The 13,699-nt window shown below is 47.9% G+C and carries 12 protein-coding genes and 1 riboswitch; all 12 genes read right to left on the bottom strand.

Features of this window, described 5'->3' with window-relative positions:
• Positions 1-121: 121 nt before the first annotated feature.
• A complete protein-coding gene (locus WJQ40_RS07355; RefSeq protein WP_337538967.1) occupies positions 122-868 on the bottom strand; it encodes a substrate-binding domain-containing protein in 747 nt (248 codons plus the stop codon).
• A 124-nt stretch (positions 869-992) separates the two neighbouring features.
• Complete coding sequence (locus tag WJQ40_RS07350; protein ID WP_337538965.1) at positions 993-2,402, bottom strand: sodium:alanine symporter family protein; 1,410 nt, start codon at positions 2,400-2,402, stop codon at positions 993-995.
• Between the two features lie 292 nt (positions 2,403-2,694).
• Positions 2,695-2,793: riboswitch (glycine riboswitch) on the bottom strand.
• Between the two features lie 287 nt (positions 2,794-3,080).
• Positions 3,081-3,776: a class II aldolase/adducin family protein gene (locus WJQ40_RS07345; protein ID WP_118797470.1), complete on the bottom strand. Its 696-nt coding sequence runs from the start codon at positions 3,774-3,776 to the stop codon at positions 3,081-3,083.
• Positions 3,773-4,891 carry an S-methyl-5-thioribose-1-phosphate isomerase gene (gene mtnA, locus WJQ40_RS07340; RefSeq protein ID WP_337538963.1) on the bottom strand — a complete coding sequence of 373 codons (1,119 nt, stop codon included), beginning with the start codon at positions 4,889-4,891 and terminating at the stop codon, positions 3,773-3,775. The genes WJQ40_RS07345 and mtnA overlap by 4 nt, the downstream gene beginning before the upstream one ends.
• Positions 4,892-4,935: 44 nt before the next feature.
• Positions 4,936-5,151 carry a hypothetical protein gene (locus tag WJQ40_RS07335; protein WP_337538962.1) on the bottom strand — a complete coding sequence of 72 codons (216 nt, stop codon included), beginning with the start codon at positions 5,149-5,151 and terminating at the stop codon, positions 4,936-4,938.
• Between the two features lie 10 nt (positions 5,152-5,161).
• Positions 5,162-5,650, bottom strand: coding sequence for a Cys-tRNA(Pro) deacylase (gene ybaK, locus WJQ40_RS07330; protein WP_262573779.1), 489 nt, complete (start codon positions 5,648-5,650; stop codon positions 5,162-5,164).
• A 41-nt stretch (positions 5,651-5,691) separates the two neighbouring features.
• Positions 5,692-7,776, bottom strand: coding sequence for an alpha-amylase family glycosyl hydrolase (locus WJQ40_RS07325; protein ID WP_337538960.1), 2,085 nt, complete (start codon positions 7,774-7,776; stop codon positions 5,692-5,694).
• Positions 7,777-7,833: 57 nt separating this feature from the next.
• Positions 7,834-8,613: an amino acid ABC transporter ATP-binding protein gene (locus WJQ40_RS07320; RefSeq protein ID WP_337538959.1), complete on the bottom strand. Its 780-nt coding sequence runs from the start codon at positions 8,611-8,613 to the stop codon at positions 7,834-7,836.
• Between the two features lie 12 nt (positions 8,614-8,625).
• Entirely contained in the window at positions 8,626-9,405 is a 780-nt protein-coding gene (locus WJQ40_RS07315; RefSeq protein ID WP_118797464.1) for an amino acid ABC transporter permease, read from the bottom strand.
• 102 nt (positions 9,406-9,507) lie between these two features.
• On the bottom strand, positions 9,508-10,395 hold the full coding sequence (locus WJQ40_RS07310; RefSeq protein WP_337538957.1) for a transporter substrate-binding domain-containing protein: 888 nt from the start codon (positions 10,393-10,395) through the stop codon (positions 9,508-9,510).
• Between the two features lie 146 nt (positions 10,396-10,541).
• Positions 10,542-12,542, bottom strand: coding sequence for a M28 family peptidase (locus WJQ40_RS07305; protein WP_337538955.1), 2,001 nt, complete (start codon positions 12,540-12,542; stop codon positions 10,542-10,544).
• 113 nt (positions 12,543-12,655) lie between these two features.
• Entirely contained in the window at positions 12,656-13,699 is a 1,044-nt protein-coding gene (locus WJQ40_RS07300; RefSeq protein WP_118797456.1) for an electron transfer flavoprotein subunit alpha/FixB family protein, read from the bottom strand.

Below are 13,699 nucleotides of genomic sequence, written 5' to 3'. Positions count from 1 at the left end.
CTCTCTTCTTCCCTGTTTTTTCTCTGCCGGCGGGGCACCGAAGCTCTTTTTCTTCTCCTGTGCCCCGCCCGGGACGCCCTGCAACCCGACCTGCAGCCCCATTCTCACAAAAACAGCGACGTCAAAGCCTTTCTGCGGATTTCCGCTTCCACGTCTTCCACATGCCTGCCAGATCATTCAGGCAGAACACCGTATCAAAATCAAGTCCTTCATCGATTGCCTCCTGAAGACGCGGCATGGCGATCTCTACCTGCCCCTCACACTCGATCTTTTTTACCACCTGTATGTTTTCATTGGCGGATACCGTATCCAGAAATCCGCCCACTCTTTCCCTTGCTGACCTTGCACTCTCATGAGTCATCACGACCAGCTTCGCTGTATTATGCTTTTGAAGAAAATATTTTCCAATAATCACACCGGCCTCATAGTTGTCAGAGGTGATCGTACAGTCTGCCGGGATGTCATCTGCGACAGCGGTATCTACCACAATGACCTTTACCCCCCTGTCCCTTGCCTCTGTCAGCACATCCGCAAGGCTGTCTGCATCTGCCGGTGCTACCACAAGCGCCGAGATCCCCATATCCAGAAGCTCCCGGATCTTAGAGGCCTGCCTTACCGGATCAAGCGCCGGATCCCGGAGGATCATGCGGTCCCCTTCTGCCTCTACCCGGTAAGCCACTTCCTCACTGATGATCGTATAAAACTCATTATTCATGGTCATATAGCTGGCTCCGATAAGCCTTGCATCCTCCTTCTGCCCCAGGGAAAAATCCCTTCCCCCGAAGAAAAAGAAAAGAAGCACTGCCAGTATCACCACATTACAGACAGCCACTATGCCTGTCCTGAAAAATCTGTTTCTTTTTTCCATAGTTCCTTCCTCAAAATTATGGTCTCTGCATAATCGGGATAACATACTTTGGAGCAGAAAAAAAGTGCAGGAATTCCTTCATGGATTTTCCTGCACTTTCAGTTTTATTTCTCCGTTTCGGTTTTTATTTCTTCTTCAGGCTGTCCAGATAATCCTTTGTCTCTGCAACAACAACACCACTCAGTGCAATCACAGCAATCAGGTTGGGGATCGCCATCAGACCATTAAAGATATCGGCAATGGTCCATACAGCCTTTACCGTCATGAAGGGACCGATAAAGATTGCAAGGATATAAACCCATCGATATCCCTTTACCAGCTTCATATTACCTCCGGATAAATACTCCAGACACTTTTCGCTGTAGTAGTCCCATCCAAGAATCGTGGTAAAGGCAAAAAAGATCAGGCAGATCATCAGGATAAAGGAGCATACCATATCAGGCAGCGGAAGACCCAGCTGGAATGCCTTTGTGGTAACAACAACACCCTCAAGTCCCATATCCCAGGTTCCTGTGATGACAATGGAAAGTCCTGTCATGGTACAGATCACAAGCGTATCAATAATAGTTCCCATCATGGAAACAAGTCCCTGCTTGGCAGGCTCCTGAACCTGCGCTGCTGCAGCTGCAATAGGTGCACTTCCAAGACCTGCTTCATTAGAAAAGATACCTCTGGCAATACCCTTCTGCATGGCTACGATCATGGCTCCCATCATACCACCGGCTGCTGCCTTCAGGCCAAAGGCACTCTGTACGATCAGCACGATCGCTGCCGGGATCTTGGTGATATTGCAGATCAGGATGACCAGTGCTGCAACTACATACAGGACTGCCATAAAGGGAACTATAACAGAGGCTACTGTGGAAATTCTCTTAAGCCCCCCGATAATAACAAGTGCCACACAGATGGTCAGGATAATACCTGCGATCACAACAGCGATAGAGTAATCCATGCCAAATAAATGAATGGTAGTGGTACTGTCAGGATCAAAGAAGTTCTTGACCGCACTGGTAATACCATTTACCTGGGTAAAGGTTCCGATTCCGAAAAGTCCTACGCCCACGCCAAAGAAAGCGAAAATCTTGGCAAGCCATTTCCACTTTTCGCCCATACCCTTTTCTATGTAATAAAAAGGGCCTCCGATGATATGTCCATCCTCTGCTACCACACGGTACTTCACAGCAAGCAGACACTCAGAGTACTTGGTTGCCGTACCAAGAAGGGCAGCGATCCACATCCACAGAAGGGCTCCGGGACCGCCTGCTACAAGGGCAGTTGCCACACCGACGATATTTCCGGTACCGATCGTAGCGGAAAGTGCGGTACAAAGCGCTGCAAAGCTGGATACCTCTCCATGCTCACCGGATTTCTCATTGGCTCTGATCAGACGGATGGCATGGGGAAGCTTCATGATCTGCAGTCCCTTCAGACGGATCGTCAGAAAGATACCTGCGGAAAGAATCAGGACGATCAGGGGAATACCCCATACCAGATCATCCACGGTCGTTAATACGTTACTGATTGCTTCTAACATTTGTTCCTACCTCTCACTTCGTTTTGATTTTTGTAAATACAAAAAAGAGCTGATAAAATCAGCCCTCCAAAGAGTATAGAACATGCATATAATGATGTCTGGGTCAAAAGCCCCCGACTTTGATACCTACGAATTGCTTCGTGCTACGCACTCCCACAATCCTACCCAATATTCGCATATCGTGGGATTATCATCCCACTTCTGTGCTCATATCGGGGCAGGTCCTAAGGTCTTTCGCCCACTTATGAGCAAGCTCATGTGGGCTTAGACCTTTTGACCCTGGTATCATATAATATAATGCTCTGTCCTTTTGCCTGAGAGATTGGCAGTCCTTATTACTGCCGTACACCTTCGGCGCCCTGAAAAACAGGGACTCTCCAGAGTGGAAAAAGCTGCGATCCATTCGTCGCACTTTCCAACAACAGAACTAACTATATCATAATATGCTTTTCAATGCAAGAATATATTATTTTTGGGTAACAGTTCAGCCATGCAGAAATGATTGTGTAAGATGACCGTGGGAGCTTGCTCACTAAGGGCAGCTTACACAATCATTTCTATAGGGCGGACGCCCGACATGAAATAAGTTGCCAGAAAGCACGTATATTTGTTAACCAGTCTGTACACTCTGGCAACTTATGAATGGGCACGGCTGAACTGTTACGTTTCTTCAGCCCTTTAACGTCCAGTCTTATTATCTGGTCTTCCGCCTCTTTTGATCCCAAACTTCTCCCGCATGGCAAGCAGACGCTCCACCTGCTCTTCTGTCAGGGTATTCTGCTCCTTCAGGATCTTCCCTGTGATCATCAGGATATTGGCATAGTATTCCATGGATTCCAGCCGGTAATAGGCGCTGTAGGGATCCTCTGCCCAGGTCACTGCCCCATGATTGGCAAGAAGTACTCCATTGTGGGTATGACAGTAAGGTGCGATCACCTCCGGTACTTCTTTGGAACCAAGCTCCGCATAGGGTGCCACCGGCACATCACCAAGCGTGATCACCGCTTCTGCCAGCACCGGCACGTCCAAAGGAATTCCTGCAATAGCAAAGCAGGTACAGATCGGCGGGTGGGCATGGCAGACACTTAAAAGCTCCGGATTTTCCTGATAAGCACGAAGGTGCATTTTCAGCTCAGAGGAAGGCTTCTTCGTTCCCTCCAGTACATTTCCCTCGAGATCCACCTTCACAAGCATTTTCTTTTTCATGAAGCCCTTGGATACGCCGGTAGGGGTCGCCCACACTTCATTCTCTCCGGTACGGATGGAAATGTTGCCGTCATTGGCAGCCACAAAGTTTCTCACATACATCCTCTGTCCGATATCCAGAATGGCTTTCTTCGCTTTCTTTTCACTCATGTAGACAGATTTACTCATACCCTTGCTGCCTCCTTTTTCCTGCGGATCTGTGCAAGGGATTCTGTAAAGGGTGCCCTGGCGATACCATACTCTGTAACGATTCCTGTGATCAGATCGTGATCTGTCACATCAAAGGCGGGATTAAAAACCTTCACGCCCTCCGGTGCCATACGCTCCTTATACCACATCTCTGTTACCTCCTCTGCAGGACGCTGTTCAATGTTGATCCCATCTCCGGTCGGGGTATCAAAATCAATGGTGGAGGTAGGGGCACAGACATAAAAAGGAATGCCATAGCGCTTTGCTACCGTGGCTACCACGCTGGTTCCGATCTTGTTGGCCGCATCTCCGTTGGCAGCTACCCTGTCACAGCCGACAAACACCGCATTGACCCAGCCCTTCTTCATCACTGTGGCTGACATGTTATCGCAGATCAAAGTCACATCCACGCCTGCAGAATGCAGCTCATAGGCTGTCAGTCTGGCTCCCTGTAAAAGAGGTCTTGTCTCATCCGCAAATACATGGAAATGATAGCCTCTCTCTTCTCCAAGATAAATGGGTGCTGTGGCTGTACCATATTTACAGGTGGCAAGCTGTCCGGCGTTGCAGTGGGTCAGGATACCGTCACCCGGCTTTACCAGCGTCAGCCCGTTCTCCCCGATAGCACGGCATACCCGGATATCTTCTTCCTTAATTTTGACTGCTTCCTGATGCAGCAGCTCCACGATCTCTGCTACTGATCTTTTCTCTTCTTCTCCTGCTTTTCTACAGAGCGCATCCATCCGGTTTAACGCCCAGGACAGATTCACAGCCGTAGGTCTTGAAGAATTCAGATACTCCCTCTGCTGCGTAAGCTGACGGTAAAAAGCACCAAAATCACTGCCTGCATTGTCTATATTTTCCATCTGGATCTGTCTTGCCAGCAGATAAATGCCAAAGGCTGCCGTCACCCCGATCGCTGGTGCACCACGCACCTGTAAAAGGTAGATCGCATTCCAGATCTCCTGTGCTGTCCGCAGGCGTATCAGCTCTGTCCGTCCCGGAAGGAGTGTCTGGTCAATGATCACAATACTGTGATCCTGATCATCTAACGCTACGGTTTCATAATTCATGATATTTTCTTTCTGATCCATATCAGCTTCCGCTCCATTTCTGTTTTATTCTCAGACATTTTCCGTCAGTCCTCAGATGCTCCGCCATCCTTCTGCGCATTTCTCTCCCTGGCTTCCAGCACATCCATGACAGTCACAAGCAGGCACAGGAACACACCAAAGAAAACGGTCATCCTCTCCAGTCTGTCACCCAGCCGCTTTGCGCTTTTCTGAATCTGCTTATTGCGCTCTCTTCTTCTCTTTTCCTGTAATTTCAGTTTCTGCTTCTCCAGCTTGTCCATTGTTTTCCCCTTATCTTTCTGCTGTGATATCACCATATTCTCCTCTGCAGGCCTTCAAAAGGTCATCCGGCTTCAGTTCGATCTGAGAACCGATCCTGCCGCCGCTGACAATGATCGTCTCCTGCTCCTTTGCTGATTCATCCAGCCTTGTCACAAACTGCTTCTTCATGCCGATCGCCGTACATCCACCCCTGATGTAACCGGTAATGCCGTTGATATCCTTTACATGGATCATGGCAACTGCCTTCTCGCCGACCGACTTCGCTGCCTTTTTCAGGTCAAGCTCTGCCTCGATCGGGATCACAAATACAAAGTAATTTTTGCTGTGTCCCTCTGTCACCAGTGTTTTGTATACTTTCTCATGCGGCAGGGACAGCTTGTCCGCAATCTGGATCCCGTCAATAAATTCATCACATTCATAAGTATAATGGGTAAAGGGGATCTTCTCCTTTTCCAGAATCCGCATAGCATTCGTTTTGATCTCTTTATTCTTTGCCATCCTGACATCCTCCCTTTCTGTTGCTTCTGCTGCCGGACCGGCTACAGCTGGTCAGCCACCAGCACCATCAAACTTCTTTCCTGCATGGAAAGGCTGTTCCCTGCAAGGGGAAGCGCTCCGTCCTCCGGTATTCCAGCCTTTAAATATTCCTTTCCGGTATCCGCTGCGATCTTCCATCCCATCCCTGTCGGAAGAGACGGCAGGTACAGCTCCTGTCTTTCCCAGAAAACATTCAGGGCAAGGCATACCATGTCCTCCTGTCCCTCTTCATCACAGCCTGCAAACACGACCCGGAGCACCTTACTGCTGTCGTCCATGCCCATGACCTGTATATCCGGATAGCCTGTCCTGCTCCTTAAAAGTGCTTTTCTAAGGATCGCATGCTCCCTGCGGAAGCCGATCATATATTTACAGAACTTATAGTGCTCCTTGTGCTTCTCCCTGTCTCTCCAGTTCAGCCAGGAAATCTCGTTATCCTGACAGTAGGCATTGTTATTGCCAAACTGGGTATTCAGGAATTCATCCCCCGCAAAGAACATGGGCGTTCCACGGCTGCACATCAGGACAGCAAAGGCATTCTTTGCAAGCTTGTGACGGAGGAACAGCACGTTTTCATCATCGGTATCACCCTCTACGCCACAGTTCCAGCTTCTGTTGTCATCGCTGCCGTCCGTATTTCCCCAGCCATTTGCCTCATTATGCTTCCAGTTATAGGAATACAGGTCATTTAAGGTAAACCCGTCATGACAGGTCAGGAAGTTTACGGAGGCATTCCTGCCTCTGTGCTCCGGATCATACAGGTCGGATGAGCCCATGATCCTTCTTGCCGCCGTTTCCCACATACCATAATTTCCCTTCAAATAATCACGCATGTCATCCCGGTATTTTCCATTCCACTCTGCCCAGCGGTTCCAGGAGGGGAAGCTTCCTACCTGGTACAGACCGCCTGCATCCCATGCCTCTGCGATCAGCTTAACATTCCCAAGCAGGGGATCAAAGGCAAGGCTCTGTAAAAGCGGCGGCTTGCTCATGGGCGATCCATCCTCATTTCTTCCAAGAATGGATGCCAGATCAAACCGGAAGCCGTCTACATGATAGGTTGCTGTCCAGTAACGCAGACACTCCAAAATCATCTGCTGCACCATCGGGTGGTTACAGTTCATGGTATTACCGCAGCCGCTGAAATTATAATAAAAGCCCTCCGGCGTCAGCATATAGTAAATATTGTTGTCAAAGCCCTTGAAGGAAAAACAGGGACCAAGCTCATTCCCCTCTGCTGTATGATTGAATACTACGTCCAAAATACATTCAATCCCGTTTGCATTTAATTCACGGATCAGGCGCTTTAATTCATTGCCCTCGCGGTTAAATTCCGTTTCTGCCGTATAGCTGGTATTTGGGGCAAAAAAGCTGATCGTATTATAACCCCAGTAATTCAGAACCGGCCTTCCGTCTACCATGCGGAAGTCCTTCATCTCATCGAACTCAAATACCGGCATCAGCTCTACTGCATTGACACCAAGCTCCTTCAGATAGGGAATTCTTTCACGGAGACCATCAAAGGTTCCGGGATTCACTACACCGGAAGAAAAATGCCTTGTAAATCCCCTGACATGTAATTCATAAATTACAAGATCTTCCATGGGAATTCCCGGCTGTGTGGTGTTTCCCCAGTCAAAATCATCCCTGACCACTCTTGCCTTATAGAAATTGTTCTGCGGAATCCCCCAGACACTCTGCCCGGTCACAGCCCTTGCATAGATGTCGAGCAGCACGTTCTTTTTATTAAAAAGAAGTCCCCTGCCCGGGTCATAGGGGCCATCCACGCGGTAAGCATATTCAAAATCACAGATATTCAGCCCAAATACGATCATGGAATATACCTTCCCGATCTTATAGCTTTCCGGAAAGGGGATCACCGCATAGGGCTCCTGTTCCATTCTTTTATATAAAAGCAGCTCACAGGAGGTTGCCCCATAGGAATAAACGGTAAAATTAACGCCACAGGGAATTGCTGTGGCGCCATTTACTTCATACATTCCGGGTCTTACCTCAAAGCCATTGATTACATCCATAGGCACCATATGAATCCTGCTCATTGGTGCGATCAATTTGTTATCTTCCATCCTGTCCCCCAGATCAGTCCTGTTAGCCTTCTGTCAAAAAAGCTTATTCCTGCCCTATTATAACATATTCCGGAACCTTGCGAGGAATTCTTTTGTTGCTTCCTCCTTCGGCTGTCCAAAGATCTGCTTTGGTGTTCCCTCTTCACAGATCACACCGTCTGCCATAAACAGCACATGGCTGGAAATATCTCTTGCAAATGCCATCTCATGCGTTACCACGATCATGGTAAGTCCCTCCCTGGCAAGTGCTGTCATAACCTCAAGCACCTCTCCGACCATCTGCGGATCCAGTGCTGACGTCGGCTCATCAAAAAGCAGGATCTCCGGTTCCATGGCAAGTGCCCTTGCGATCGCAACTCTCTGCTTCTGTCCTCCGGAAAGCTGCCTCGGCTTTGCATTCACATAAGCACTCATGCCCACCTTATCAAGAAACTTTAAAGCCTTCTCCCTGGCCTCTTCCCTGCTTTTCTTCGCCACCTTGATCTGTCCCACCATACAGTTTTCCAGGACTGTCATGTTGCTGAACAGATTGAAGCTCTGGAATACCATTCCCACTCTGGCACGGTATGCCGGCACATTCATCTTCCTTGCAGTGATATCCTCTCCATGATAAAGAATGCTTCCTCCATCTGGTGTCTCAAGCAGATTGATACAGCGGAGCATGGTGGATTTTCCGGAGCCTGATGCACCGATAACAGAAACCACATCCCCGGGATGCACACTGAAGCTGATATCCTTTAATACAGAGTGGCTGCCAAAGGATTTCTCCAGATGGGATACCTCCAAAATACTGTTTTCCTGTGTTTTATTCTCTGAAACTTTCTGCTCCTGATTCATGCCATGCCCCTCCTATCTGCTTTCCTTCTTGCCAAGCTGTGATCCGATATCCATCACATCTACGAGTTCATAATTGTCGCCGCCGTCCATCTTCTTTTCCCAGAGTCTGAGCAGCCTTGATGTGATCAGTGTCATGGTCAGATAGATCGCCATAACGATCGTTGCGGACTCAAAATAGGTATACAGCGCTCCGGACACACTCTTGTGTACAAAGAAAAGATCTACTACACTGATCACAGAAAGAACGGAGGTATCCTTGATATTGATGATCAGGTTGTTGCCGATCTGGGGCAGGATATTCCGGAATGCCTGCGGCAGGATGACATTGATCATCGCCTGTACATGAGTCATGCCGATCGCCTTGGCTCCCTCCATCTGACCGGGATCTACCGAAATGATACCGCCTCTGACTGACTCTGCCATATAGGCTCCGGTGTTGATCGATACAACAAGGAATGCTGCCTGCCACATGCCAAGCTGCACATTGCATACCTGTGCCAGTCCGTAATAAATGAAAACAGCCTGCACGATCATGGGAGTTCCACGGAATACTTCTATATAGATACGAAGAATCACATTTACAATTCCAAGCAGAACGCGCTTGACAAGAGGATCTCTCCTTTTGTCAACCGGGATCGTCTGGATAATACCGGACAAGAATCCGATGATACAGCCGATAAACGTGGATACCAGTGCGATCACCAGTGTCGTTCCCGCCCCCTTCAGATACGATGTCCCGTATTTCTGTAAAATGTAAAAAATTCTTTCAATAAAACTCATATTGGAAATCATTCCCTGTTCTCCTTTTCTGTCTGAAAAAGGCCGGACATACTCTTAAAAGTATCGTGTCCGGCCTCTATCATCTTCTTACTTCCCAGAATCTGTCAGTTTCATTTATTCTGCCAGCGGCTGTACACTGATCGCTTCCTGCATCAGACTGTTGAAGTCATCTACAGTCATCGTTTCCAGTACGCTGTTGATTCCGTCAAGCAGCTCTGTGTTTCCCTTCTGTACAGAAATACCGATGTTTACTTCCTCATCAGATACGGAAAAGTCATCATCTGTACCGGAAAAATCAAGCAGCTTCATATCAGGATAAGCTGCACATGCTGCCATGGCTGTCGGCATATCAGTAACAACCAGATCTGTTCTTCCGCTTTCCAGTGCTACCAGCATAGCCGGTGCAGATTCCTGCGCGGGCTGGATGTTGGCATCCTCGATCTGGGAAAGGCAGTTGTCATACCAGATCGTACCAAGCTGTGATGTACAGGTGGCTCCCTTTAAATCTGCAAGTCCTGCTGCATTTGCATATGCACTGTCCTGTTTTACAAGGCCTACAACAGTAGCATAATAATAAGGCTTGGAAAAGTCAACCATTTCTAATCTTTCAGCTGTTGTTGACTGACCTGCGATAACACAGTCAACAGTGCCTGACTGTACCGCAGGGATCAGTGCATCCCAGTCAAGCTTCACGATCTGCAGTTCGTAGCCCAGTGTGTCTGCGATCTTCTTTGCGATCATAACATCATATCCATAAGCATAATCAGAGCTGTCGTTGATCGGAACGGCTCCGTTTGCATCATCAGGCTGCGTCCAGTTGTAAGGAGCATAGCCGCATTCCATGGCTACCTTTAATACCTTGCTGCCCTCTGCTGCATCAGCTTCTGTACCAGAAGCCTCTGCTGTCTCCTCTGTTGCTGCTGTCTCCGTACCAGAACCGCAGCCTGCCAGTGTCAGTACCATAGCTGCACTTAACAGTACACTTAAAAGTTTCTTTTTCATAATTATCTCCTTCCTGTCGGCGCTCTGGCAGAATCACTCTGTCATAAAAATAGAGAGAAAGACCCCATAAAGCCTTCCTCTCTGAATCGCCTGAGACTATATTATATGTGATTTCTCAAATTGTCAACAATTTTCAGCATTTACTCCTATAACTCCTCCAGCCGAGTGCTGAAATCTGACAGACATGCAAGAGCCTGCTTCATGAGCCCGGAAAGCTCCGGCAGCTGTTCGCGTTCCTTCTTAATAGCTGTCTCCAGATAAGACGTCTGCATTTTCCGCGCATCAGAAATATTTTTCCTGATCACATCCGTATCCATCATGCCGCCCTCTGCTTCCAGAAGCCGCAGCGTATCATAAAGATCCTGGTTTCCGTTTTCCACCATGCCCTTTCCCCATGTATCTGCGGTATTCTCTGTTACCTGCAAGACAAAGTATCTGCAGGTTTCCCTGCTGAAATACGATGCATAATAATTGTAATCCACAGCCTCCAATGCCGATATCACTCCAACCCTGTTTCCTTCTGTAAGCTCCCTGTCTGCCCTGTCCAGCAGCTTAATATTATCCACATATCTCTGATGGGGTACCAGCATCCGGTCATTCCAGTCAAATTTCACATAATTCTGCATAAGATATTTAAAAATTTCATGCAGGGCAAGATTGGTGTCTTTGGCTGCCTTTTTTAATGCCTCTGTCTGCCGGACTGACCGCAGCCTGTCATTGATATCTTCTATGCTGGTGTGGATATCCCCTGCCAGAGCAGCCAGCTTCTGGAACTCTTCCTGCCCTTCTGCATATCCCTCCGGCATAGTATCAGCGATTTCCTTTATCCGTATGGTAAAATCAACAGGTCTCACTGCGAGCCGGTCAAGCTTAAGGATCAGCTTTCCAAACATGGAATGAATGATACGGAACAGCTCCTCATCAAACCCGGTCTGAAATCCAGACCAGGAGGAATGCAGTACAGTGCGGTCAGCAAGACATCCATCATAGGTTCCGGCAGCAAAGCTGGGAATCCCTGCAAGCTCATAGCTGAAATCCTCTGTCAGAGTGGTTAATGCCGTATCTGCCTCGAATGTGTATTTCGCATGCTCCGTATAGGGCAGGATACTTTCCTGTACAAAGCCATATAACTCCTTACAGCATGAAATATTGAATTTCGTTTCCCCGGTGCAGGCATAGCCCCCGTCCATATTCACAACAGCAAAGCCCTTCTTCTTCCACTCAGGCCGTATTCTGTGGATCTGTTTAAATGCACCGATCGCCCAGTCATATTTATTGTCAATAAGTCCCCATTCTTCTGATGCATGCATCACAAAACGGATTGTCCGGTACGGCTTATATCCGGAATCTATCAGTGCCCTTGCTACCCCCATGGCCCATCCGACTCCCTGTACATCATCAAAAACGGTTCTGTAATACGCATCATAATGGTTAATGACTATGATTGTCTCATCGGTTTCTCCGGGAATTTCGCCCCACAGATTGTAGCTGATCTTATCACGCTCGACCACGCTCTTTGCGTCAATACAGACACTGACTCCTTCTTTAGACTTTTCCTGCAGTCCTTTCAGCAGCCCTGCTGCCTTTTTCCCTATGGAAAATACCGGCAGCTTGCAGGGACCGCAGATATCCTCTGAAACAAGCGTTTCATCACCAGTCTGTCCAAAGCCTCCTGTATTACAGCAGATCACAGCCGCTGCACCATGGATAGCTGCCTCATAGGCCGGAAAATTGATCCACCATTCATTCATCTGATCAATATCTATCAGGACTGCCCTGCCCGAAACCTCCAGCCCTTCATAGTCTTTTTCGGTTCCCTTTCCCGCATATATAAGCTGCAGCGTTTCCTGTGAAAAATCAGCCTCCGTTGCATAGCCTCCAAGGGGTACGGTACACATATGCCCTTCAGGATCCTGAAAGGACAGGGTACCTTTTTCATACTGCCATCTGTCAACCGGACATTCATCCTTTGTTATATTCTGAAGTCCGATCTTTTTCATTTCCAAGGCAAGAAAATCTGCTGCCCTGTGCTCCGCATCCGACGCCGATGAGCGGTTCCCTGTCAGTTCATTATCAACAATTCCTGACAGCTTTCTTATGATCCCCATAGAATAGGTAATATCAATTTTTTCTTCAAATTTTTTCATACTTTTTGTCTCTTTTGTCTGAAACAATATTTCTGTAAATATAAAATTCATTTTATACCAGAATGCCCCGGTGCAAGGCACCAGGGCATTCTTTATCTCTGTTTCAGATATTCTTATTTGTTAGCAAGCTCTGCCTTCAGCTTCTCTGTCAGGGCAGGAACGATCTTGTTCAGATCTCCTACGATACCGTAATCAGCTACATCGAAGATAGGAGCTGACTCATCCTTGTTGATAGCGATGATGATATCGGACTCTTCCATACCAGCTACATGCTGAATTGCTCCGGAAATACCGATTGCGAAGTATACGTTAGGACGAACGGTCTTACCAGTCTGTCCAACCTGAAGATCCTTCGGCTTCCAGCCTGCATCTACAACTGCACGGGAGCAGCTTACAGTACCGCCAAGTACCTCTGCAAGATCATCAAGAAGCTTGAAGTTCTCTGCGCTTCCAACACCACGTCCACCAGATACAAGGATTTTGGCATCCATGATATCAGCTACGTCAGATACGGACTTAACGATCTTTAAGATCTCAACATACTTGTTGTCAGGTGTGAATCCGGGATTGAATTCGATCACCTCAGCCTTTGCTCCGGGAACTCTCTCAGCCTTCTGCATAACACCAGGACGAACTGTTGCCATCTGAGGACGGAAGTTCGGGCATGCGATCGTAGCGATTGTGTTACCACCGAATGCAGGACGTGTCATTAACAGCTGGTTGTGAAGCTGCTCCTTGCCGGGGATCGGGTTGATCGGGAAATCTCCGATATCAAGCTGTGTACAGTCTGCTGTCAGACCTGTATGGATTCTTGCAGAAACTCTGGGGCCAAGGTCACGGCCGATTGCAGTAGCACCTACCAGGAAAATTTCAGGCTTGAATTCATTGATCACAGATGCCAGTGCATGTGCATAAGGCTCTGTTCTGTACTCTTTTAATTCAGGATCATCTACAACGATGACCTTATCAGCACCATACTCAGCAAGCTCGTCAGCAAGACCCTTGATTCCGCTGCCAACTAAAACTGCTGTTACTTCTGTGCCTAAATCCTTGGCAAGATCTTTTCCCTTACCAACTAATTCTAAAGCAATTCCGCTGAGTTCATTGTCTACCTGCTGTGCAAAGACAAAAACTCCCTTATATTCTTGAATATTCAT

Origin of the sequence: Suilimivivens sp. (assembly GCF_037359455.1) — a bacterium.
In the GTDB taxonomy this organism is placed as follows: domain Bacteria; phylum Bacillota; class Clostridia; order Lachnospirales; family Lachnospiraceae; genus Suilimivivens; species Suilimivivens aceti.
Note: the sequence above shows the minus strand (reverse complement) of the source record. Positions and strands in the feature narration are given on the sequence as shown.

Bases quoted from the DNA above. Each gene is read 5' to 3' on its own strand.
- ybaK (WP_262573779.1), bottom strand. From the start codon at position 5,650: ATGGCAAAGAATAAAGAGATCAAAACGAATGCTATGCGGATTCTGGAA.
- WJQ40_RS07355 (WP_337538967.1), bottom strand. From the start codon at position 868: ATGGAAAAAAGAAACAGATTTTTCAGGACAGGCATAGTGGCTGTCTGT.
- WJQ40_RS07320 (WP_337538959.1), bottom strand. From the start codon at position 8,613: ATGAATCAGGAGCAGAAAGTTTCAGAGAATAAAACACAGGAAAACAGT.
- WJQ40_RS07315 (WP_118797464.1), bottom strand. From the start codon at position 9,405: ATGATTTCCAATATGAGTTTTATTGAAAGAATTTTTTACATTTTACAG.
- WJQ40_RS07300 (WP_118797456.1), bottom strand. From the start codon at position 13,699: ATGAATATTCAAGAATATAAGGGAGTTTTTGTCTTTGCACAGCAGGTA.
- mtnA (WP_337538963.1), bottom strand. From the start codon at position 4,891: ATGGATCAGAAAGAAAATATCATGAATTATGAAACCGTAGCGTTAGAT.
- WJQ40_RS07305 (WP_337538955.1), bottom strand. From the start codon at position 12,542: ATGAAAAAATTTGAAGAAAAAATTGATATTACCTATTCTATGGGGATC.
- WJQ40_RS07345 (WP_118797470.1), bottom strand. From the start codon at position 3,776: ATGAGTAAATCTGTCTACATGAGTGAAAAGAAAGCGAAGAAAGCCATT.
- WJQ40_RS07325 (WP_337538960.1), bottom strand. From the start codon at position 7,776: ATGGAAGATAACAAATTGATCGCACCAATGAGCAGGATTCATATGGTG.
- WJQ40_RS07350 (WP_337538965.1), bottom strand. From the start codon at position 2,402: ATGTTAGAAGCAATCAGTAACGTATTAACGACCGTGGATGATCTGGTA.
- WJQ40_RS07310 (WP_337538957.1), bottom strand. From the start codon at position 10,395: ATGAAAAAGAAACTTTTAAGTGTACTGTTAAGTGCAGCTATGGTACTG.
- WJQ40_RS07335 (WP_337538962.1), bottom strand. From the start codon at position 5,151: ATGGACAAGCTGGAGAAGCAGAAACTGAAATTACAGGAAAAGAGAAGA.